This window comes from Nibrella saemangeumensis (assembly GCF_039541915.1).
GTDB classification, from domain to species: Bacteria; Bacteroidota; Bacteroidia; order Cytophagales; family Spirosomataceae; genus Nibrella; species Nibrella saemangeumensis.
The window spans coordinates 36,146-59,757 of record NZ_BAABHD010000077.1; the positions used below are offsets into that span (position 1 = coordinate 36,146).

Consider the following 23,612-nt stretch of genomic DNA (forward strand, 5'->3'; position numbering starts at 1 on the left):
TCCGGTACTATTTTTCAAAGTTACTTACCGGTATGCGGTTACCTTCCCTGCTCCCGTTGCCTGATTTTTAGGATAGCATAGGCGGCAGCCGCCCGCACATCTGCCTGATCAGGGTTTTTTCTTATTGCTTCCCCGGACGCTGCACCAGTACCCGGCAGCGGATTTTGATCTGTCAGTAAGGCTACAAGCACAGGCAGATTGGAGAGAGTACCCCGTTCGGCCAGCGCGGCCGCCATTTCAGTACGGTTTCCTTTCAGGGGAGAAAACGCAGCTTTCAACAACGTCTCGTGTACTTGTTTGAAGAGACCGGTATTGGCATTGGCTGGAGCCCCAACAAAAGCCGCGCTCAGCAGGTATACATGGGCTGCTGAATTTTCCGGTTCCGAAAGCGCTACCTGCGCCAGTTGTTGCCATTGGTGGGCGGTAAGTCCTTTCAGGTGCCTGAGAATATAGGCCGCCATGCGTTTGACAGCTACGTCCGGTTGTGGCGTGGTCAGGAGGCCCAGCAATTTATGACGGGTAGCCTGTACGGACTCATCGGCAGCATAAGAAGCCGCCCATAAGGTATACATAGCCAGCGGTTTATTATCGCTTTTTAGAGCCTTTTGCGTAAGAGTAGGGTAGTGCGCCTGAGGTGACATCTGTAGTTTGGCCAGTGTCTCTGCGGCATGAATACGATCCATTCCAGCTGTATCGCCAAATGCTTCCCGAATCTTTTCTGTCCACTGCTGTCTTTCCGCAGGTTGGGAAGAAGCCTGGGCCAGTACCCGCCAAATGCCGATGCGGTATGGGGGCTGGTTTCCGAAACGTTTCTCTTCCCGGAGATATTCTTCCTTTACGCCTTCGGGGTATCCTGCCCACAGCAGGTACTCTGCCGCGTGTACCTTTACCCACTCTGCCTGTGTGTAAAGTATTTCCTGTAGCTCTTTGAGAGCAGCGGTCCGCAGGGTATCCGCTGGTTCAACGCGCTCCGGGTGGTCGTTGCCCGTAGCTATCCCAACAAAGCTAAGGTAGATAAAACCAGCAATTAGCAGGAGCTGCCTTCCGTTCATAACTTCCCAATCTGTTACTGAATCTCTCGTGTAGTAGGCTTGAGGTTAAATAATATCAGGGCGCACAGTACCATCAGGGCAGCTGCAACCTGAAACATCCTGCTGAGGTCAACCTGGGCATCTCGCAAGACCCCCCCGGCGTATAACCCTATGCCGCCAATGATGCAACTGAACAGGTTAAGCACACCATAACCCGTGGCCCGATACCGCGGGTCTGCCACCATGCATAAAATGGGCATCATGTTGGCATCGGTAAAGGTTCGGGTTAAGGCGTAGACCATAAAGCCGGCTATGGCAACCGCCAGAATAATGGTGGAACTTGCCAGAAAAATAGCCGGGATGGCAATGCAGAGCCCGACAGCCGGCAGCAGGATCCGGGCCCGCGGGTTGGTCCGGCTCCAGTAGTCGGCCAATGCGCCCCCAATCAGCACGCCAACCAAAGCGGCTGTGTGGAAGTAGCCGGTCGCGTAGACACCGGCCAGGGTCTGACTCAGGTTAAAGTGCTCTTTATAATACGTAGGCAGCCATCCTACAATCATCCAGCTAACTACCCCCAAACCGCCCCAGCAAAGGAGAACCAGGATAAATGAGCCACGACTGAACAGATTTTTGATTCCGTCCCAGAAGCTGACCTTTTTTTCATCCGTCGGTTCGGTTACGATTTTGGGGACGTGCGGAGCATCTTTAAGGGTGAAGATGAGGATGCCCGAATACACTACGCCTATGATGCCGAGAATGCTGAATGGAAAACTCCAGTCGTGCTGTTCGGCCAGTAGGCCCCCGATAAACCCCAGACTCTGACCTGCCATAACACCCGCAATGTGGATGCCGGTTGCTAGTGAGCGGGTCGGTCCGCGGTGATAGTCGACAATAAGCGCCAGAGCAGCCGGTATGTAACAGGCTTCGCTAATCCCCATCAGGGCTCTGGTTATGAGTAGTTCCTCGAACGTGGTAGCATAAGCCGTCAGCCAGGTTACTGCCGACCAGACAAACAGGCTCCCGATAATAACCCGGCTTCGGCTGAAGCGATCGGCCAGAAAACCGGCAAGAGGACTTAACAGCCCATATACCCATAGAAAGACAGACGTTAGCAGACCGAACTGAGCATTGGTCATGGGCATGGCCTCCATGATGGAGGTTCGCATGGTGGTGATCATCATGCGGTCCAGGTAGTTGAGGCAGCCCACTACACACAGCAGCGCCACCACCAGCCAGGCACGGGCTGGAACGTGAGCTTTAGGGGCAGTGGTATCTTGTATCACAGTTGGTTCCATTGTCGAAAAGGGTTAATTGACACGTGGCAGGTAGTTACCGGCCCGCAGCACCTCTACCCAGGTGGTATAGCCAGTCAGTGTCAGATGGACGCCATCCCAGGTGTATGCTTTTTTAAGGTTACCTTCCTCGTCCACAAAGTGGGAGTAAAGGTCTATTATTTCTATTTTTTCCTCCCGGCCTAACTCCCGGAGGGAATCGTTGATCGCTCTGATGCGCGGCTCCTTGTGGTAATGGCTTCTGAGTTTGTCGAAGCTGGCATTGGTGGGCAGCAGCGTCTGGAAATATACCCTGGTAGACGGTGTCCTGGCTTTAAGCTGCCGGATAATCCGCTGGTAGTTCCGGATAATTACACTATCGGGTATACCTCGCGCTAAATCATTGATGCCGATCAAAATGAACACCTTAGCCGGCCGTCCCTGAATTACTTCATCGAGCCGGTCCAGTACCCCATAGGTAATATCGCCGGGAATACCCCGGTTCTTGTAATAGGAAGAGCCTAGTAATTCGCTCCAGTCGGCCCAGAACGTGAGGCTGTTTCCCAGAAAAACAACATCCTTTTCTGAGTGGGGGAGTGATTTGAACAACTCTACACGGGGTTTATAAATATCGGGACGGTAGGTACTATCCCACTGGCTGACCTGTGCTATAGCGTCAGGTTCGGACGCAAGAAGAGCCAGAAGAATACTACCCAAAATGAACAAAAAATGCTTCATTGAACGGCTATAAGGGATACAGGCAATGCGCTTAACATTCTACCGCTGCCATCCTTTTGTGAAATTTACACAACTACTCGTCAAAAAACTCAGGAATCAGGTTACGGCCCATAGTTCTGGCTTTCTGTACATCTTTTCTGTCAATCCATCGGTAAGGCCACCGCAGGCGGGTTCCGATGTCAGTCCAGCCACCCACAGCAGCCAGGTACTTATCCAGCGCCATATCTGAATATCCGGCGGAGTAGTAGGGGAGGATGCACTGTTCAAAGAAAGCCCCGATCCTCCGTTCCAGACGCAACGCTTCGTCAAGGTCCTCACGCATCATCTGGTACCATTGCTGCGCGGCTAACGGGTTGAGGCATGCAACATTGGAATAAGCGCCCACGCCTACACCTTCTTTTATCCCAGTAGCGAGACGGTGTCCCGGCACAAATACAGCTAAGGGGATCTCCAATGTACGCATGGTACTGTACCAGTCTGGTCCTCCGGCAGCTACCTTGATTCCGATAAGGGCTGGTACAGCGTCCGCTAACTGCGCGAAGTCCTCCGGGTTCAGTACCGCCTTGGCATGACCCGGATTATACAGGACCAGGGGAACCGGTGCCGCTGCTTCGGCCATTCTGTTGAGAAATGACAACTGTTCCTGCCGGGTAGTGGCTACCCAGTCTGGCAGGATAATCTGATAGGCACCCGGACCTAATGACTTTGTACGTATTATCCGTTCCAGCGAGATAATGGGACTCATATGGCTGGCGCCGATCTGGAAGGGAATGCTCGTTTTATGGCAAATCTCAGCCGTTAAGGCGCTGATTTTGTCAAACTCATCTTCTGTCTGGTTAAAAAATTCACCCGCGGTCCCGTTCGTATAAACGCCACTTACTCCCACCCTGGTTATATAATCAAGTTCGTCCTGCAGACAACTGTAGTCGATACGGTCATCTGACTGGATTGGGAGTAACAGCGTACTCCAGCTTCCACGTAAGGTATGTCTGGTCAGGGGCTCCATTCCGGATTATTTCAGGGACAGCGTCTTTAGAGATTCCGGTCTGTCCAGGGAGATTGGCTGAGTACTCTTCGGAGGAACCGTAAACCGCAAGGCACGGATACCACTATCTTTACCTTCTTCGTAATAGATGATCAGCACCGAGCCATCTTTCAGCTCTACGGTAGCCGGATAAGCTCCCCAGGTTTTGTCTACCAGGTAGGGGCCTTGCCAGGTTCTGGCATCGTCATAGCTTATCCGGAGTCCGGTATACCCTTTTTTAGAGTCATTATTATCCGTAAATGCCCGATAGGACATAAGTATAGCCCCAGATTTTAATCGGGTAAAGGACGGTGCGTGCCCCTGGAAACCAATGTCCGAAACCGCAGACCAGGTCTTACCCAGGTCTTTGCTGGTGGCATAATGCATATTTACCTGATGCGGAATAGAGCCCCGCAGGGCTGCGTACAGAGAGCCATCTTTTAGGAGGATCACATCGGTTTCAGCCGGCAGGTAGCGCCCCGACTCTTTCCCAATCGGAATTTCTTCCGCCCAGGTTTTTCCTTTGTCTCTGGATATAACGACACCGCCCCAGGCCTGATCTTTGGACCGGGCCTGATGATATATGGGTAACAGCCAGCTCTTATCGGGCATCTCCCTGACCTGGGCCGAGCAATAGTAATCAGCCTTGGTAGTGGCAACTACAGTCGCTTCTTTTTCCCAGGTGTTGCCGTTGTCAAACGACCGGATCATGTGCATACCCGCCCCTACGTAACGACGTGGGGGCGAACCATAATGTACCAGCGACTGACCGGATGCCTGCTCGATTTTCTCTTCAAACCGAAGTGAGAAAAAGGTGCATACCACAGTGCCGTCACTCATTTGTGCGATATGAGAGTCCCGGTTGTCCAATGCGTCATCGTAGATCGTCACGGGTTTGCTCCAGGTCCGGCCTTCATCCCTGGAACGCACCATACAGATACGGCCTGCTTTGGGGTACGTCTCACTGGGATAGGTAACATGGCCATCCCCTGCATAAAAGGCAACCAGAATGTCCCCGTTCCTGAGACGGCATGCATCAGAGAAGGCCTGATAATGGCCTGCATCTCCCCCTTTCGAAATCGTTATATGGGGTAGGGAGTCAACATGAGCCCCGGTGCGGGGCAGGTAACCGGGACGCTCTCCAGGGCCGGCTGCCAGAGCGCTGGTATATCCCACCAACAGGCAGATACTCCAGCGCAGCAAATGACGATGATAATGCATAGGGTAAGGGTAGGAATAGATTATGTAAAACAGTTTCTATGAAGCCTGCAGCGAACGTTCCTCCTTTAACTTTTGCTGGTAGGCTTCCTTGGCCACAGTATCTTCCCTGGCCGATTCGCCAAAATACACCAGCCCAATTACTCTCCTTGACCGCGTTGTACTTTGGTTGCCGCCTGCCCGGTGAATAGTCATGCCATGATGCCCCAGAACATCACCCGTTCTGGCGGGCACAGCCACTTCATTTTCCTGGTCCTGAGGGGTACCAAAGTCCGTGATGGCTTGTGAAAAGCCCAGCGTCTGGCTGCGTCCGTGTGGGCGCATACCTAACCGATGTGAGCCTTTTACGTAGCGCAGACAGCCATTTTCGTGATCAACATCCTCCAGTGGAATCCAGAAGGTAATGGCCTGGGGCGGGGTGAGCATAAAGTAGAAGCAATCCTGGTGGGGTGGGGTTGGTTTACCGATACCCGCCGGTTTGTTAAAGTACTCCACGTCGCCTTTTGCCATTTTCTCGCCCAGCAGTAACTCGGCCAATTGTTCAAACTTGCTGCCACGGAGGAGTTTTTCAAAAAACGGATCGTATTCCGATAAATGGAATAATTGTTTCAGCGAACCAGTATCGTTACGGTCTTCGTAAAAAGCGTGTTCGGCGGGCATTCCAGGAACAACCTCATGGATAAAATCCGTCAGCTTTTGATCCAGCTCCCTGAACGCCCCGGCCGACAAAAAACCGGGTATGTATACGTAGCCATCCTTGTCAAAAGCTTCTTTCAGGGTCTGGGCTTCTGTCGTTTCCATTACTTTATCAGTCAGGTTACATTATACTACAGTACAGTTCGGGTATTTTGCTTACTTAATTTCCAATATAGTACCCGCTATATGCTGGGGACCATTCGGCAGGTTGTAATAGTAGGTTACCAGGACCCGGTTTTTGTCCAGTTGCACGGCCCAGGGGTATCCTAAATCGGTGGTGCCGCCATCGGTACGCAGTATGATCTCGGGAGCCGTGGCATAGTCGGTACATTCGGGATTAAGAATTCGGGCCCGGATGCCCAGGGGAGTATGCCGGTAGCCGTACGTCAGCAATACCCGTTTGTCGGGTAGCCGCAGGGCGTGCAGCGGGTGCCCCTGAAAGCCCATTTTCTGCCAGGCCTGAAAGGTTTTACCGCCATCTGTAGAGCGGGCTATACAGGCCTGATCGTCCAAGTAGGCACTTCTGAGAAAAGCCACCACATCGCCTTTGGGCGTTTCGTAGACCGACGTTTCGTTAAAAGCGACCTTATCATCCACGGCTACCGGACTTGAATACTGCCACGTCATGCCTTTATCCTGCGATACCAGCAGGTGGGTAGAGGTTTTACGGCTATTTTTTAAATCGCTGGCGGCCACTACCCAGAATATCCGCCCGTCTTTACCTTCATACAAAGCGCCCCGGTTATAGGCGCGTATCGGTTGACCGAACGGATCAAAATTTATTTCCGGCTGGATGTGCGGAGGGTAAACGGGTCCCTGCCAGGATTTGCCGCCGTCGGTAGAGCGTACCAGATAGCCACCCAGAAAAACCGACCCTTCGGCATTCTGAAAGGCAGGCTTTTTCAGGTTAGTAAGGCCATCGGGCCGCAGAAAAGCCCAGCCGTAACTGGTACACAGGATCGTGCCGTCGCGTAGCTGAAGCATACAGGGGTCCTGGGAGCCGCCAAAGGGATGGGCGTAGATTAAGTCGGGCTCCTTTGTCCATTTTTCTCCGTCACGGGAGCGTACGGCTACGAGGTAGCTGTTGGGGTCTACGTGGCTGGTCTTTTTTTCGCCGAAGGATTTGCGCTCCGGTGCCCGCCGAAAAGCCAGCAGCAGCTCTCCGTTTTTGCGTTTGACCACAGACGGAAAAGCCGAGTGAAACGCAGCATCCTCGTAGATAACGAGGTCCTTGACTTTGCGTACGCCGGGTATACTATCGGGCCGGGTAATACCCACTGCTACAGCCGGAGCGGTACCGAATACTGCCGCCAGAAATATAATTAACCAGGCGGTATGGCTTGCTTTTAACACACTCATAGAGTCAGGAGTAGCCAGTAATGATTAGGGTGAAAAATGGGTGGATAGATTTTATAGACTTTACTTAACCTCCAATTCCCGAATGGGTATCTGAGCCAGGTAAATACTTGATTTGCCTTCGTGGCTGGAATAGTACGACACCCACAATTTGTTCTTGTACATTAACATGCCAGGGTAGCTGGTATCGCCATCACTAGGGAGCCTGATCGTTTTCCGAACCTTGCCCGACCGGTCAGTGACCAGTATACCCGTAGTGGTCTTATCCTCGTATAGCCGTGTACCCATAACAATATCGTTCTTGTTCAGGAACAGGAAGTTAGGGCCGCCAAGCCTGAGGCTAAGCTTATTATAGTTCCACTGCTGGTAAGGATAGTTGCTGTGGGCCAGTACGCCCATCCGGTCTCCGGCTTCCCGACGGACCAATACGTACATATTGTCTTTCTCATCCACCCGAATCGTTGCTTCATTAGGCAGACTGTCAACTTCCAGCTGGGATACTTTCTCAAAGTACTTTCCATCTGTTGTTTTCAGCAGGTAGACCAGCCAGGCGTCCTTTTTCAGCTTTGAGCGGTCTCGTCCGTTTTCCTTCAGTTGGTAGTCAATCCCATACCCAACACCTTTATGCCAGGTGACACGCCAGATCCAGTCCTTGGTAGGGTTAACGGCAGGGTCGATCACTGCTCTTTCGGGCTGCGAAAAACGCTGACCTGACTTGTCGGAAAATGACACCATGGGAAATAACTGCTGGACAAGTCCTTCTTCGAATACAGCTCCGGCCATGGTTACCATAAGCTGATTCCGGGGCGTTATGGAAAGCTTTGCATCGCGCAGGTCCAGATCCTCTATTTCCAGCAACGCTACGCTTTCCCATTGCTCGCCCTCTTTCGATTTCAGGATACGTATTTTTCCGCTGTTTTTGCCGCCTACGTGGCTGAGTCCTTCTCTGAATGCACAGTAAAACTGATTGTTGAATCGGATTAAATCCGTAAAGGCATTATGCTTTCCCTGGTCCCATATTTTTTTTACGGCGATGGAATCGCCGGGCGGGAAACTGCCCGCCATGGCCAGGCTAAAAGCACCGCTAACCAGTAATACCCAAAGTATTTTAAACACATTCTTGTACATCATCATTTGGTGGAAAAGACCTGTTAATTATAACCCGGATTCTGCTGCACTTTTGGTTCGAGGCTCAGAATATAGCTGGATATGGGAAACAGCAGCAGATGGTCTTGGCCCTTACGGTTTTGCAGCGAGGGAACTATGTCAAACGCCTTTCCAAACCGGATCAGGTCCCACCAGCGCTTACCTTCAAAGGCCAACTCAAGAAGTCGCTCTTTCAGAATGGCTTCATCATTTTGTTCTTTGGTCCCCTTTGTGAAAGCGTACTTATCAAAAGCTGTTCCGTAGGCTCTTTTGCGTACCTGATTAATTTCGTCGGACGGATCCTGCCCCAGGGCATTTTTGGCCTCTGCCTTCATAAGAAGTACATCTGCGTACCGGTACAGGATTACATCGTCCTTAAAGTTGCGGACGCCACCCTCTACCATACCTCTTCCTTTCAGGACAATGGAGCCGTAGTAGTTTTTCTTCCCGCTGGCATCTGTTGTATAAATCTCAAGGAAAGAAGCGTTTCTACGCTGATCATCGGTCGTAAATTGGCTGCGGACCAGCGCCGATGGCGTCCACACTATGTTTCCGCCCGGTATCCCGATGATATCTTTGGTCGCCTGATCTGTATTGGAAGGTACCACAAACGTCGGGATATACATATTCTCGAAATAGTTGTTGTTAGATTCCAACTGCTGGAAACGCACTGCCATCAAAATCTCCCGGTTACCTTTGTTGGTGTAGGCGAATACGTTGGCGTAGTTGGGCAGCAATTCTACATCTGCTTTCTGGACTTCGTTGCAGGCCTCCAGAGCCGTCGTAAAATCTGCCTGTCCTCCGTTCAACTGCTTGGCCGTCCAGAGATATACGTCTGCCTTCAGCGCATTGGTGGCTGCTTTTGACCAGGTGTTCCGGCCGGCGGAAAACGCATTGGAGGGGTACAGCTGCAAGGCCTTATCGATATCTTCTTTAATTTGCCGGAAAACCTCTGCCTTGGGTGCCCGTTCCTTATTTGTGGTCTCCGGGCTGTACCCTTCCGTTGGCTCCGTACGGAGTGGCACATCTCCCCACGATCTAACCAGTACAAAGTAAACGAAGGCTCGCATGGTATACGCCTGCGCCAGGGCTGCGTTTTTGGCGGCTTCGGTACGGAACGGTATGTTAGGGGCATATTTGATAACCAGGTTAGCGGCATTTATCGTCGAGTAGAAGCCAATCCAGCTTGGTCCGGCAAACGTAGCGTCCAGGGTATTCAGGTATAGGCGGTCGTAGTCCAGAGTCCCTACCAGTTTGCCCCACTCCATAACCTCACTCCGGCCTTCGCCGAGCTGAAATAGGTTCAATTGGGCCTCGTTTCGGAGTTTTACGTACATACCCGCCAGGGCACCGGTTACGTCGTCTTCCGTTTTCCAGAAAGACGCGTTGGATATAATGCTGGTTGGTTCAACGTCAAGCGGGTTCGTACACGAGGAGGTCGACAGCACTACCGTCACCAGGGTTATCGAAAGTAGTTTATAGGCTGATTTCATGATGCTGAATGGGGTTAGAATGAAACAGAAGCACCGAATGTGATATTCCGGGGAATGGGGTAGCGACCTGTGTCCAGACCACCCTCTTCCGGGTTCAGACCTTTGTATCCGGTCAGGTAATACAGGTTACTGCCTGTTACATTCAGCCTCAGGTTGCTGAGTTTCGCTTTCTGTAAGATAGTAGAGGGAATTGTAAAGCTGAGGGTTACTTCACGTACGCAAAGAAAGTCGCCCTTCTCGTAGTAAAGTGAGTTGGTCGTAGTCTGGTGATTGGCAGAGCCCCTCCACAGGCTATAATTTCCGGTTCCCCAGGCATAAGCCGGCATGGTAGCGTTGTCGCCCGGCTTCTTCCAGGACTTCTCGACCATCTCCCTGGTCAGGTTGCCATCTCCCTGCCAGTTCCCATCCATGAAGATGCGGGCGTAATTATAGATCGTATGGCCGGTGGTATAATCCAGACGGACCAGCAGGTTGATGTTGCGGTAACTCAGGTTATTCGTAACACCGCCCGTCCAGACCGGGAAGGGATTCCCCATGTATACCCGATCTCTTTCGTCTATGATGCTGTTGCCGTCCGAATCCTGGAAAATAGCGTCACCTCCGTATTTGGTATAGTCACCGGTGGCGGTGGTCATCAGCATATCTTTTGGCGCTGACTTAGCCTCTTCATCGGTTGCATACACCCCAATTTGCTTCCAGGCAAAAAGATCACCAATACGACCTCCTTCCTGAAGGCCTCCCTGCCAGCGGTAATCACCCACAGCTGGGTCCCATAAAAAGTATCCTCCCACCCGGTTGTTCACCGCTCCGTTCTCAGGAAGTGTCAGGATTTTATGGTTGGTTTTAGAGGCATTGAATGATAAATTCCATTGCAGCGCAGCCGTTGCCGGCAGGATTTGAGCTCCTATCTCCAACTCAGCTCCCCGGTTCTCCAGGCTACCCAGGTTGGTAAAAATACTGGTAAAACCGGTAGATGGAGGCAGGGTAAGACTGGTGATGAGGTTTTCGGTAACCCGACGGTAGTAGTCGAACATGATGTTCAGCCGACCATTAAAGAATCCCAGATCTGTACCTACATTAAAGGTCTTGGACTGCTCCCACTTAAGCGCCGGGTTTGGGATTATGGTGTTCTGGATAGCGGATACGCCCATGTACCGGTCGCCAACCCCATACTCACCCTGAGCCTGGAAGTCAGAGAGCCCACTGATGTTACCGTTCACGCCGTAGCTGGCTCTGAGCTTCATACGCAGCAGGTTTTCGGGTATGGCGCTCCAGAACTCTTCCTGGTGCAGGTTCCATCCTACGGATACCCCCGGGAAGAAGCCCCATTTATGATCCGTACCCAGGTTGGAGGCTCCATCGTAGCGGGCATTCAGCGAGAACAGATATTTCTGCTTATAATCATAGTTGACCCGGCTAAAGTAGCCCAGTATGACCTGATCGCTGATAGCCCCTCCTACGGCAACGGGCGTTGGTGAGGCATTCAAGGTAGGAATAAGATCCGTTGCTGCGCCCTGTCCACTGCCGCTCAGGCTGTACAGTTGTCTGCCGAAGTAAGAAATACCAGCTTTTACGTCGAAATTATGCGCTTGGCCAACCGTTTTGAAGTAAGAGAAAACCCCATCGCCCTGCCACTGCATCATTCTTGAATAAGAAGAAGATGCACTTCGGGTAACTACTCTGCTGGCTGTGCCATTCCAGTATGCCGGTATAAAGGCATAGGCGTCATCGGTTTCCTTATACAACGATACCTGCGGCTCAAACGATAGTCCGGGCAGGATATCCCACCGGCCTCCAACGGAAAGAGTAAGTTTTTCGCGCGAGTTCTTCCGCTTATCGTTGTTCAGGTGGTAAACGGCATTACCAATACTCCGGCTCTGGCCAGGAGCCAGTGAGCCATCTTCAAAGGTAAACTTTGTGGTAGGAGGGGTACTGGCCGAGCGGTAGAATATCTGAGCCAGGTCGAATACCTCGTTATTACCCGAGCGGGTGTACATCGTACGTCCGAAAACGCTCATGTTGTTCCTGACCTTCAGATCGCCGTTCAGGTTAAAGGTCAACCGGTCAAAGCGGGTGGTAATGGCTGTTCCCTGGCTATTTAAGTAGCCAATGCCGGCATTGAAACTGCCTTTGTCGGTTCCGCCAGACAAAGAAACGTGATGGTTATGTGTATGGGCCGTTCTGAATATTGCCCGCTGGAAGTCAGTGTCTTTAAAGATAATGGTCTTGGAAGGGTCAGTCGGGTCAGGCATGCTTTCCCAACCTTCGTTTAGTTTGTGCTGATTTTCCGGCGTAAGATACTGGGTTGTAAAGGCAGTATTGTTGGTCAGGTTGTTACCGGTTCCGTAGCCTATCGGCAGTCCCAGCCGGTTTATGGTAGCCGGACTTTTTCGGGCTGCCGCTACCGTTCCCAGACGGCCAAAATAAATATAGTCACGGGCAGAGGCCAGGTCGTACAGTTTACCAGGTTCAGAGATTGTGAAGTCATACGAGTAGTTAACCCGGGTCTTTCCGGCCTTACCGGTTTTAGTTGTAATGATAACCACACCATTTGATCCCCTGGCTCCGTATATAGCCGTAGAAGCGGCATCTTTCAGTACCTGCAGGGATTCGATATCATCCGGACTGATATCATTCATATTGGTGCGAAGAATCCCATCGATGATATACAGTGGACTTGCGCCATTGGGGTTATTAATAGACGTACCCCCTCGAACAATAATACGGGGGGCGGCACCAGGCTGCCCTGAGGTACTTTGTACCCTTACTCCTGATAAAGCCCCTTGCAGAGCCGAAGCCGCGTTGGCATAAGGAATATTCTCGAGTACCTTGTTATCAAGCTTGGTGATGGAAGTAGTTACCGTTTCTCTGGATTGAGCGCCGTATCCTACTATCACTACTTCGTCTAACATAGCCTCATCCGCTTTCAGGCTAACGTCAATGACTGAGCCATTACCAATTGGTATTTCCTGGCTTTTATAGCCAATAAAGGAGAAGATCAGGCTGCCTCCCTCAATCGGCACATTCAACGTATAAATCCCTTCTGCGTTGGTGATGGCCCCGGTGGTAGTGCCTTTCAGGGTAACGTTTACGCCGGGCAAAGGACCGGCATCCTGATCGGTGACCTTTCCTCGTATCTGTTTTACGCCCTGAGCATAGGCCACAATACAGCAGCACTGCAGGAGTAAAAGCAGGATCAGGCCCTTCTGATGATAATGGCGGGGTATAGCTCTCTTGACCATAATATTATTTTGGTTTTGCTATTTTAGGAATGTAGCTACTGCCAAAATTAGATTTGGGCGCTCCCGATGTCTGCTACTATTGTTTGATTTTGTAATACTATTTTTCAGAAGAGATTATCTGGTAATCGGCGGTCAGGGCTTTACACTGTTAAACTGCTCCGGTTTCCTGTAAGGGGCTTTTCCTGGGTCGGCCACACCGTCGATCTCCCCGTGTAAAGCACGCACGGCTGCTGTCCGGCGTATCGCATTGGGATTAATAGTAGCTTTGTGTGCTGTTTTGCTAGTCTGTAATGAAGTACCTCGATCTGAATATACCCCGTATTCTTTTGTTTTGGTTAGATACCGTTGCCCGGAACTGGTACTATCGTTTAACCGTAGTGATTCGGAATTTCGGGCATTTACAACATACCCGCCGGCTGAAAGGTACCAAGAAAGGCAAGGTGGCCCTTGTGCTGGCTAATGGTCCTTCTGTAGGAAAGCTGGACGTTCAGAAGATTGCCCGGTTACAACAGGAAAATGGTTTTGAGGTTTTTGCCGTCAATTCATATATCAGTTCCCCGCTGGCCCAGGTAATCGCCCCTGATTATTATCTGCTGAGTGACCCGGCCTTCTTCAATCCGGAAAAATACCCCCACCTGACAGAACGGCTGACACGGGACATATCCCTCCTGAGTCAGACGGACGTTACCTGTTTTGTGCCGCTGGAGCACTATCGCACAGCCTCCTTTCGTCGGAAATATGGCTATTATGACCGGGGCAATCTGTTTCTAAACCGGATTACCATCACCGGTCCGCGCAGTTATGTATCCATGACCGCTTACAAAGCCCTGGCGGCTGCCTGCTACATGGGCTATAGCCAGATCTACATCTGTGGCTTCGATAATGATTACTTTCTGAATTTGATGGTGGACGAAAAGAATGATATGTATTACATCGACCGGCATTTTTACGATAAGCCGGGATCCACACCCTCCAAAATACGGGATACCAACGCCAGAAGTGTAGGCGAATTATTGTACTTCCATCATTACCTGTTCAAGCACCTCGAAAAATTTAAATCCTACCCCATCATTAACCTGAACCGGGAGGGGTTAGTCGACTGCTTTCCCAAGCAACACTCGCTGGATGTTTATAAAACCGACGTAGCCTGATACCTACAGCGTCTTTTCAAACACTAGCCTGTGGCAGGTCCGGGCACTCACTCCTGCATAAAAAAAGTGGGCTTCCATGATTGAAGACCGCCCAGTCGTTCCTTGAACGTGAATAAGCCCTTATAGTTCTCTTCCTCCTCCTGTACGGGGGCCGAAACACCCAGGTCCAGCATGGAGATATTCCGGCTCTGACAAAAACTGTATAAGCCCGCATTCAGAAGCACCGAGGGGCTATAGGTATTGAAGCTTTGGGGACTGGCAGGGTAGAGATGATTGAGAATACCATATGTAACCAATACCGCCACACCCACCGCAGCCAATTCCCCTTGTATCCGCACCGTAAAGAGAAAGTAGCGCTCCGGAAATAGGTTAAAATAACGGTTCAGCTGGTCCAGCGATAAAGAAAGCGGCTTTTGTTTCTCCTGCCGGCAGCGTTTAATAAAAGCATACGCTTCCGGCAGGGCGGTTACCGGTTCCTGCTGAACTGTAAAACCGGCCTTCTGGCATTTTCGTAGCCTTCGTATATGGGAAGCGTGCAGGTGTTCGGTAAAAGGAGACCCCGTAACGGGAACATGGTGGTTTAGTTGATTGTAAACTAATGAATACCCAAAGCCAGGCAGCACATTCCTTAACCATGTATTTACGTCAGGAGTATAGGCATCCGGGCATTGCAGCCACTGTACCTGTGTGATACCCTGCGCCCGCAAATGAAACTGGAAGTGATTCAAAAAAACCAATGCAGTGGCCTCAGGTAAACTCTGACGCAGTTGTACCCCGCCAAAAGGTGCCCGCCAGGGGGAAAGCGCCAACGAATTATGTAAGAAAAAATGCGCCAGGCCATCCAGCTGACCGGTTTGCCTGTTCACCAGCACAAACATCTGCCAATTGGGACCGGCCTGTAGGGCAACGTGCCCGGGTTGCAGATAAAGGAATACATCAAACGAAAAGGCAGGTATAGACCTCCTCTCGGTGGCCGTGGTCAGGCATCGGATTTCATATGTATCTCCCAATCCTTCGGGCATCTCCGCTAACTAAGTTCCCTGAACTCCGAATAGTTTCTTATATAGTCCGCTTCATCAAATACATTGGAAGTCAGGCAGCACAGGATGGCATCTGATGATGGATGAACGGTAATCCAGCAGAGCGGGGGGATGAAAAGTCCATGGTTGGGCGCTGCCAGTTGGAAGGTTCGTTCTCCCTGCCGGGTTTCAGTTTCTACCCGCACACGTCCCTGTAACACGACCAGCAATTCCTGCGTGGTGCGGTGGGCGTGTCCGCCACGTTCAGTTCCCGGCTCAGCGGCAAAGACCCAGAAGACCCGTTTAACGGCAAACGGTAATCCGTTTTCATCCTGCGTGGAGATCAGTGTACCGGTGGCATCCGCTATAAGACGAAAAGGTATAAGGTGCGGTTCCGAAGAAATCATCCCTGGAAATTCTGGTACAATCAATGCCAAAAGCCGGCAAACTTACTCCGTCAACAAACTCTTTTAGGCTAAGATCAACTATTTACGCTTCTTTCGTTTGCACAGTTGTTCGTATACCAATTGAATAATGCCGTCTTTCAGTCCCAGATCAGGCACCACAATCTGCTGGGCTCCAGCCCATTCCATCGCGCAGATATAGATCTCTGCGGCTGGTACAATCACATCGGCGCGGTCGGCATTGAGCCGGAGTTTGTTGATCCGGTCGTCCAGCGTAAAGCCGGCAATGTACTCCTTCATTCGTTTGATCTCTGCCAGCGTAGTGCTCGTCTCCGACAATTTTGATACCAGATTGAACAATTTGCTGATGTTACCCCCGGTTCCTACCGCAATAACTTCGCGGGACTGATCTACGTTTTCCTCAATCCAGGACTCCATTTTTTTCCAGGCCCCTTTCGTCTCTTTGCCCTCCAGCAGCCGTACTGAACCGATTTTGAAAGACTTTGAATTAATCTTCTGCCGGTTGATATACAGGTTAAGTTCTGTACTACCCCCACCCACGTCGATATGAAGGAACTGGCGGTCGTCGAGCGCCTGAACAACCACATTATTAATGAGCTCGGCTTCTTTTTGTCCGTCGATAATATGAATGGGTATGCCCGTTACCGCTTTAATGTGGCCGGCGACTTCGTGGCCATTTCCGGATTCGCGCATGGCGGAAGTGGCGCAGGCCATATACGCTTCAACCTCATGCAGTTCAATCAGGAGCTTATATACCTGCATCAGCTTGGTCGTACGGTCGATGCTCTCCGGCGTCAGGGCACCGAAGGTAAATACATCATGACCGAGCCGGAGCGGGAACCGGACGTATTCGACCTTTTTAAAACTAACGACTTCTTCATCATGAAGTACGGTCGAAATCTGCATTCTGGCTGCGTTGGAGCCGATATCAATAGCAGCGATTTTCAATTTCTTGTCGTTTGATACCTTGTCAAAAACGGTCAAAGATACTAATTTTATGATGGTCTCCTTGCCCTGTCTAAATCAGAATAAACGCAGCGCAAAGGTAAACGAAGACCTATCAAGCGAAAAAACAGGTGAAAACCTGCTATATATTTTTGTTTGGTAGAATAACTTTTATTTTTGGCCGATTAGTACAGTTCAACCCTGCATGACTATTTTAGGAATATCCGCGTTCTATCATGACTCGGCTGCGGCTCTGATAGAAGATGGACGGATTGTGGCGGCTGCTCAGGAAGAGCGCTTTACCCGGAAAAAGCATGACCCGAACTTTCCGGCCAATGCTGTTCAATATTGCCTTCAATATGGTGGAACTACGCTGAATCAGCTGGACGCCATTGTTTTTTATGATAAACCCCTGCTGAAGTTTGAGCGGCTGCTGGAGACATATTATACGTTTGCGCCGAAAGGAATTTCATCGTTCCTGATGGCTATACCCGTCTGGCTGAAGGAAAAGCTCTTTTTGAAACGGCTGATCCGGGAGGAGCTGGAAAAGCTGGGCTACGATCCGAAGAAAAAAGTAAAGTTGTTGTTTCCGGAACACCACTTGTCTCACGCAGCCAGTGCCTTCTATCCCTCGGCTTTTGAGCGGGCGGCTATTATGACCATTGATGGGGTAGGCGAATGGGCTACGGCTTCTATCTGCCTCGGTGAAGGGAAAAATATCTCAATCCTGAAGGAGTTGCGGTTTCCGCATTCGCTCGGGCTTCTTTATTCGGCGTTCACCTATTTTTTAGGCTTCAAGGTAAATTCGGGTGAATATAAGCTGATGGGGTTGGCTCCGTACGGTGACCCGCATTCGCCGGATATCGACCGGTATGTGAAAACCATCAAGGAGAAGCTGGTCGATATTAAAGAAGATGGGTCGATCTGGCTGAATCAGGCTTATTTTGATTACGCTACTGGTCTGCGAATGGTCCAGGAACAGAAATGGGCCGATCTCTTTGGCTTTCCCAGGCGTAATCCGGAGGATGAACTGCAGGCGCACCATTGTAACCTGGGGCTGGCTATTCAGCAGGTGACGGAGGATATTGTAATCCAGATGGCTAAAGAAGCCCGCCGGCTGACCAACGCCAGTAACCTGGTGCTGGCGGGTGGGGTTGCCCTTAATTGCGTGGCCAATGGCAAGCTCCAGAAGTCAGGGGTATTCGACGAAATATTTATCCAGCCGGCGGCCGGTGATGCCGGTGGCGCTTTAGGCGCGGCTTTGGCTGCGTACCATATCTATTACGGCAAGGAACGCATCATTGATTATGAACGCGATGCCATGCGGGGCTCGTACCTGGGGCCTACATTTTCGGACCTTGATGTGGAGTTGATGGCCCGTAAGTATAAGGCGACTTATACCTCATTTGATGATTTCAACATATTAAGTAGAGAAGTAGCAAAAATTCTGGCCGACGGTAATGTAGTTGGCTGGGTGCAGGGCCGTATGGAATTCGGTCCTCGTGCCCTGGGAGGGCGTAGCATTCTGGGTGACCCGCGCAATGCTGAGATGCAGAAGAAGCTGAACCTGAAGATCAAATATCGGGAGTCGTTCCGGCCGTTTGCGCCCTCGGTGCTGGCCGAAGACTGCGCCGAGTATTTTGACTACAATGGCCCGTCGCCGTATATGCTGCTGGTGCATCCGGTCGTCGAAAAACGGCGGACCGAATTGCCAGCCAATTACGACTCGTTCCCGTTGCGGGAGAAGTTATACTACCAGCGGTCCGACCTGCCGTCGATTACGCATATCGACTTTTCGGCCCGAATTCAGACAGTGCATAAAGATACTAACCCACGCTATTACCAGTTAATTGACGCGTTCAAGCAACTAACCGGGTACGGGGTTATTGTCAATACGAGCTTCAACGTCCGGGGAGAGCCGATTGTCTGTACGCCCGACGATGCGTATCGGTGTTTTATGCGAACCGAAATGGATTATCTGGTGGTAGGTAATTACCTGTTCGACAAAAAGAAACAGCCTGAGTGGCAGGAGAAAGATAACTGGAAAGAAGAATTTGTATTGGATTAATTGTTGTTCACGTGTTATATTAGTAATAAAAAATATCCACAACTATGGATTTCTTACAAGACATCTTTCAATTTCTGAGGGAACGTAAAAAGTGGTGGCTGGCTCCCATGATTATCCTGCTGCTGCTTATCGGTGTTCTGATTGTAATCGGCGGTGGTTCTGCGGTAGCTCCATTCATTTATACGTTATTCTAATCCATGAATGCTATCGGAAAACTGGCTATGAATACCACGGAGAAGGTAAAGGCTCAATTGGTCATTGTTACCGGACTGCTGGTATTGTATTTTATATTCAAGTCGGTATGGTTGCTCTACGCTGCCGTAGCCGTCGGTGTGGTAAGCCTGGCTATTCCTATTCTTGGTGATTTCCTGGTCAGGGTCTGGTTTAAACTGGCCGAGATCCTGGGAGCCATTAACGGTAAGATTATCTTATCCCTCCTGTTCTATGTATTTTTGTTCCCCATTGCCGTTCTCTATCGGCTAACGACGAAGAATCCGATGGCGGTGAAACGAAGCGATGCAAAATCGATGTATGCCGAGCGGAACCATACCTATACAAAGGAAGATATGGAACATACATGGTAAAAAAGACCGTTAAAGAGGTTATGGGGCGCACCGTTTGGCGGTGCGCCTTCTTTTTGTTTATATTTGTAATACTTATCGAGAAAGACAGAGGGATTGGACCCGACGAAGTCTTGGCAACCGGCTGCTCCCCGCAGAAACGGTGCCACATTCCACCCCAGCCGGGGAAGATAAGTGTGACAGTCAACACCTGCCCTTTCTTCGATAAATTACCTGATTGACGTAGACTTTTCGGACTAACGAACCGATTATAATTAATCGAGCTGTTAACTGCTTGTACCCTTGAAAATGATTGCCAACCTCCTTCAACAGCGTATCCTCGTCCTCGACGGCGCCATGGGTACGATGATTCAGCGTTATAAGTTAACCGAAGCCGATTACCGGGGCGAACGCTTCCGGGATTGGCCGCACGACCTGAAAGGCAACAACGACCTGTTGTCTATTACGCAGCCCGACATTATCAAAGAAATTCACCGGCAGTACCTCGAAGCGGGCTCCGACATCATCGAAACCAATACCTTCAGCAGTACCTCCATCGCGATGGCCGATTACCATATGGAGGAACTGGCCTATGAGCTGAACTTCCAGTCGGCCAGGATAGCCAAAGAATTAGTCGAGGAGTTTAACCACCAAAGCCCGGAGAAACCCCGCTTTGTGGCGGGTGCTATGGGGCCAACTAACCGCCTGGCGTCGCTTTCACCAGATGTAAATAATCCTGGCTACCGGTCTGTTACGTTTGATCAGCTGGTTGACGCATTCTATACCCAGGCCTCCGGTTTAATTGAGGGAGGGGCGGATCTGCTTTTAGTAGAAACCATCACCGATACCCTCAATGCAAAGGCAGCCCTGTTTGCTATCGACAAATATTTTGCGGATAAGGGAACACAGCCGGTACCGATCATGATTTCCGGTACCATTACCGATGCCTCAGGGCGAACATTGTCGGGACAGACAACCGAAGCTTTTTTGTACTCGATATCCCATCTGCCGCTGTTAAGCGTTGGGTTAAATTGCGCCCTGGGTGCCGAACTGCTGCGTCCATACGTGCAGACGCTGGCCAAAGAAGCACCTTTCTTTACTTCGGCATATCCTAACGCAGGTCTGCCAAATGAATTTGGTGAATATGATGAGACGCCGGAAACCATGGCGTCACAAATAGAGGGCTTTATCCGCGATGGATTTGTCAACATCGTTGGGGGTTGCTGCGGCTCAACGCCCGACCATATCCGGGCTATTGCAGCTGCAGCCGCAAAATACCCACCCCGGCAGGTTCCCCAGCCCGAACCCTACCAGAAACTTAGTGGGCTTGAACCGCTGAAAATTACAGAAACGACCAATTTTGTCAACATCGGCGAGCGGACCAACGTCACCGGATCGAAGGCCTTTGCGCGGCTGATCAAGGCGGGTGACTATGATGCCGCCCTGTCGGTAGCCCGGCAGCAGGTGGAAAACGGCGCGCAGGTAATTGACGTAAACATGGATGAGGGCATGCTCGACTCCGTGGAGGTAATGACCACTTTCCTGAACCTGATTGCTTCCGAACCGGATATTGCCCGCGTCCCCGTTATGATCGACTCCTCAAAGTGGGAGGTCATCGAAGCTGGTCTGAAGTGTGTGCAGGGGAAAGCTATCGTCAACTCCATTTCGCTGAAAGACGGCGAGGAGAAATTCATTGAGCGGGCCCAGCTTATTAAACGCTACGGAGCAGCTGCGGTGGTGATGGCCTTTGACGAACAGGGGCAGGCCGACAACTACGAACGGCGCATTGAGATCTGCGAACGTGCCTACCGTATTCTGGTGGACAAGGTTATGTTTCCGCCCCAGGACATCATTTTTGATCCGAACATCCTGACCGTTGCTACGGGTATTGAGGAGCATAACAACTACGCCGTTGACTTTATTAATGCCACGCGCTGGATTAAAGAGAATCTCCCGCTGGCGAAGGTAAGTGGCGGGGTATCGAACGTTTCGTTCAGCTTCCGGGGTAACGATGTTGTTCGGGAGGCTATTCACTCGGCCTTCCTGTACCATGCTATCCGGGCCGGGCTGGATATGGGTATTGTCAATGCAGGGCAGTTAGGGGTGTACGACGAGATACCCAAAGATTTTCTGGAACGGGTCGAAGATGTCCTGCTCAACCGCCGGCCCGACGCTACCGAGCGCCTGGTTGAATTTGCCGAAACCGTAAAAGCGAAGGGCAAGGAAGTCGTGCAGGATGAAAGCTGGCGCAGCGATCCGGTGGGTGAGCGCCTGAAGCATGCACTGGTGAAGGGCATTACCGACTACATTGACCAGGATATTGAAGAAGCCCGGCAGCAATTTGACAAACCTCTGCAGGTGATTGAAGGGCCGCTGATGGACGGTATGAACGTGGTCGGTGATTTGTTCGGGGCGGGTAAGATGTTTCTGCCGCAGGTAGTGAAGTCGGCGCGGGTGATGAAAAAAGCCGTTGCCTATCTAATTCCTTTCATCGAAGAAGAAAAACTAAAGGGTGGCGGAGAAGCCAGACCGGTTGGTAAAATACTGCTGGCGACGGTAAAAGGCGATGTTCACGACATCGGTAAGAACATCGTGGGCGTGGTACTGGCCTGTAATAATTACGAAATCATCGACCTGGGCGTAATGGTGTCGACCCAGAAGATCCTGGATGAAGCCCGGCGGCTCAACGTCGACATTATCGGACTGAGCGGTTTGATTACCCCCTCGCTCGACGAGATGGTAAGCGTAGCTAAGGAAATGGAACGGCAAGGCTTTACCATTCCGCTGCTGATTGGTGGCGCTACTACCTCCCGCATTCACACGGCTGTAAAAATTGATCCGCATTACTCCGGCCCTGTTGTGCACGTTCTGGACGCCAGCCGGAGCGTACCGGTAGCCGGGCGGCTGACCAGCGAAGAAGCGGCAACACGTGACGAGATTTTTAACGATATAAAAGCCGAGTATGCGCGGCTGCGCGACGAACACGCGAAACGGCGTCAGGAAAAGAACTATATCGGTATCGCAGCCGCCCGCGACAACCGCACCGCCATTGACTGGTCGGAGTTTGAGCCTGTAAAGCCTGCTTTTTTAGGTAACCGGCTTTTTGAGGATTATCCCCTGGCCGAGATTGCCAAATACATCGACTGGACACCTTTCTTCCAGACCTGGCAACTCCACGGCAAGTATCCCAAAATCTTTGATGATACCACCGTCGGAGCCGAAGCGCGTAAGTTATACGACGATGCCAACCGGCTGTTACAGGAGGTCATTGACAGGAAGCTGCTCAAGGCAAATGCCGTGGTCGGCTTCTACCCGGCTAACTCAACCGATGACGACGTACTGCTGCATGAGTTCGACGAAGTAATCCGGGAAATCCCCTGCGAACGGCATGGCTCCCACACCCACCTGGAGTACAAACTCAGTAGAACGGAGTTGCAATCCGTTCCCAACACCCGTACCGCCGGAGCACTGGTATACGATACCAAAGCCGTGATACACTTCCTGCGTCAGCAGAACCAGAAAGCTGCTAATCTGCCCAACTTGTGCCTGGCCGACTTTGTCGCTCCGCTGGAGACCGGGCGGGAAGATTACATCGGTATGTTTGCCGTAACGGCCGGTATCGGTATTGAAAAGCTGATTGAGGAGTATGAGCGGGATCACGACGACTACAACAGCATCATGATCAAAGCCATTGCTGACCGGCTGGCCGAAGCTTTTGCTGAATTGATGCACCAGCGGGTTCGTAAAGAGATTTGGGGGTACCAGCCCGATGAAACCCTGTCGAACGAAGACCTCATTTCTGAAAAATACCAGGGCATCCGGCCCGCACCCGGTTATCCGGCCTGCCCGGACCATACCGAGAAACAGCTTCTGTTTGACCTGCTGGATGCCGGACAGGCGGGTATTACGCTGACGGAAAGTTTTGCTATGTATCCGGCTTCGTCGGTAAGCGGCTTTTACTTTTCGCACCCGGCCTCCCGGTACTTTGCCGTTGGGAAGATCAGCCGGGATCAGGTCCTGGATTATGCCCAGCGGAAAGCCATGCCGGTAGAAGAGATCGAGCGCTGGTTGGCCCCGGTGCTCAGCTATGATGCCTGACAATGCAGCTCCGACCACCCGTCGGGGTTTTTTATGATAGAAAGTATAAGAGCAGTCACTCCATAGATTTTGCCAAATAGTGTTGACGGTTGGGTACCAATCTATACCTTTGTAGCGGTGGAAATACGTTT

18 protein-coding genes and 1 riboswitch are annotated in these 23,612 nt (G+C 51.2%); of the genes, 5 read left to right on the forward strand and 13 right to left on the reverse strand.

Annotated features, from left to right (window positions below; genetic code table 11):
- Positions 1-38: 38 nt before the first annotated feature.
- The 10 genes from ABD949_RS22105 to ABD949_RS22150 all read right to left on the reverse strand — a co-directional run bounded on the left by ABD949_RS22105 (position 39) and on the right by ABD949_RS22150 (position 13,215).
- Positions 39-1,052: a hypothetical protein gene (locus tag ABD949_RS22105; RefSeq protein WP_345247127.1), complete on the reverse strand. Its 1,014-nt coding sequence runs from the start codon at positions 1,050-1,052 to the stop codon at positions 39-41.
- 14 nt (positions 1,053-1,066) lie between these two features.
- Positions 1,067-2,326 carry an MFS transporter gene (locus ABD949_RS22110; protein WP_345247129.1) on the reverse strand — a complete coding sequence of 420 codons (1,260 nt, stop codon included), beginning with the start codon at positions 2,324-2,326 and terminating at the stop codon, positions 1,067-1,069.
- Between the two features lie 12 nt (positions 2,327-2,338).
- Positions 2,339-3,040 carry a GDSL-type esterase/lipase family protein gene (locus ABD949_RS22115; protein WP_345247131.1) on the reverse strand — a complete coding sequence of 234 codons (702 nt, stop codon included), beginning with the start codon at positions 3,038-3,040 and terminating at the stop codon, positions 2,339-2,341.
- Positions 3,041-3,113: 73 nt separating this feature from the next.
- The gene (locus ABD949_RS22120; protein ID WP_345247133.1) at positions 3,114-4,046 is read right to left on the reverse strand and encodes a dihydrodipicolinate synthase family protein; all 933 of its coding nucleotides are present in this window, start codon (positions 4,044-4,046) and stop codon (positions 3,114-3,116) included.
- Between the two features lie 6 nt (positions 4,047-4,052).
- Positions 4,053-5,285, reverse strand: coding sequence for a sialidase family protein (locus tag ABD949_RS22125; protein ID WP_345247136.1), 1,233 nt, complete (start codon positions 5,283-5,285; stop codon positions 4,053-4,055).
- Between the two features lie 36 nt (positions 5,286-5,321).
- Positions 5,322-6,083 carry a phytanoyl-CoA dioxygenase family protein gene (locus ABD949_RS22130; RefSeq protein ID WP_345247138.1) on the reverse strand — a complete coding sequence of 254 codons (762 nt, stop codon included), beginning with the start codon at positions 6,081-6,083 and terminating at the stop codon, positions 5,322-5,324.
- Positions 6,084-6,134: 51 nt separating this feature from the next.
- On the reverse strand, positions 6,135-7,337 hold the full coding sequence (locus ABD949_RS22135; RefSeq protein WP_345247140.1) for a sialidase family protein: 1,203 nt from the start codon (positions 7,335-7,337) through the stop codon (positions 6,135-6,137).
- A 60-nt stretch (positions 7,338-7,397) separates the two neighbouring features.
- Positions 7,398-8,468 (reverse strand): hypothetical protein, encoded by a 1,071-nt coding sequence (locus ABD949_RS22140; protein ID WP_345247142.1) that lies wholly within the window; start codon positions 8,466-8,468, stop codon positions 7,398-7,400.
- A 17-nt stretch (positions 8,469-8,485) separates the two neighbouring features.
- Entirely contained in the window at positions 8,486-9,973 is a 1,488-nt protein-coding gene (locus ABD949_RS22145; RefSeq protein ID WP_345247144.1) for a RagB/SusD family nutrient uptake outer membrane protein, read from the reverse strand.
- Positions 9,974-9,987: 14 nt separating this feature from the next.
- Positions 9,988-13,215 (reverse strand): SusC/RagA family TonB-linked outer membrane protein, encoded by a 3,228-nt coding sequence (locus ABD949_RS22150; protein ID WP_345247146.1) that lies wholly within the window; start codon positions 13,213-13,215, stop codon positions 9,988-9,990.
- Positions 13,216-13,541: 326 nt separating this feature from the next.
- Here ABD949_RS22150 and ABD949_RS22155 point away from each other — a divergent pair, with 326 nt between their 5' ends.
- Positions 13,542-14,366 carry a hypothetical protein gene (locus tag ABD949_RS22155; protein WP_345247148.1) on the forward strand — a complete coding sequence of 275 codons (825 nt, stop codon included), beginning with the start codon at positions 13,542-13,544 and terminating at the stop codon, positions 14,364-14,366.
- A gap of 47 nt (positions 14,367-14,413) precedes the next feature.
- On the opposite strand, the gene ABD949_RS22160 is transcribed toward ABD949_RS22155, so the two are convergent.
- From ABD949_RS22160 to ABD949_RS22170, 3 genes are all read right to left on the reverse strand, one after another.
- Positions 14,414-15,388, reverse strand: coding sequence for a hypothetical protein (locus tag ABD949_RS22160; protein ID WP_345247150.1), 975 nt, complete (start codon positions 15,386-15,388; stop codon positions 14,414-14,416).
- 5 nt (positions 15,389-15,393) lie between these two features.
- Positions 15,394-15,792, reverse strand: a complete 399-nt coding sequence (locus ABD949_RS22165) for a sugar 3,4-ketoisomerase (protein ID WP_345247152.1) — start codon at positions 15,790-15,792, stop codon at positions 15,394-15,396.
- A gap of 78 nt (positions 15,793-15,870) precedes the next feature.
- Positions 15,871-16,758, reverse strand: a complete 888-nt coding sequence (locus ABD949_RS22170) for a Ppx/GppA phosphatase family protein (protein WP_345247154.1) — start codon at positions 16,756-16,758, stop codon at positions 15,871-15,873.
- Between the two features lie 202 nt (positions 16,759-16,960).
- Here ABD949_RS22170 and ABD949_RS22175 point away from each other — a divergent pair, with 202 nt between their 5' ends.
- The 4 genes from ABD949_RS22175 (at position 16,961) to metH (ending at position 23,481) form a co-directional block, all read left to right on the forward strand.
- Complete coding sequence (locus ABD949_RS22175) at positions 16,961-18,823, forward strand: carbamoyltransferase family protein (protein ID WP_345247156.1); 1,863 nt, start codon at positions 16,961-16,963, stop codon at positions 18,821-18,823.
- 44 nt (positions 18,824-18,867) lie between these two features.
- Positions 18,868-19,017: a DUF5989 family protein gene (locus tag ABD949_RS22180; RefSeq protein WP_345247158.1), complete on the forward strand. Its 150-nt coding sequence runs from the start codon at positions 18,868-18,870 to the stop codon at positions 19,015-19,017.
- A 3-nt stretch (positions 19,018-19,020) separates the two neighbouring features.
- On the forward strand, positions 19,021-19,407 hold the full coding sequence (locus tag ABD949_RS22185) for an SxtJ family membrane protein (protein WP_345247160.1): 387 nt from the start codon (positions 19,021-19,023) through the stop codon (positions 19,405-19,407).
- Between the two features lie 69 nt (positions 19,408-19,476).
- Positions 19,477-19,581, forward strand: a riboswitch (SAM riboswitch).
- Between the two features lie 105 nt (positions 19,582-19,686).
- Positions 19,687-23,481, forward strand: coding sequence for a methionine synthase (metH, locus tag ABD949_RS22190; RefSeq protein WP_345247162.1), 3,795 nt, complete (start codon positions 19,687-19,689; stop codon positions 23,479-23,481).
- The last annotated feature ends 131 nt before the right edge of the window (positions 23,482-23,612 follow it).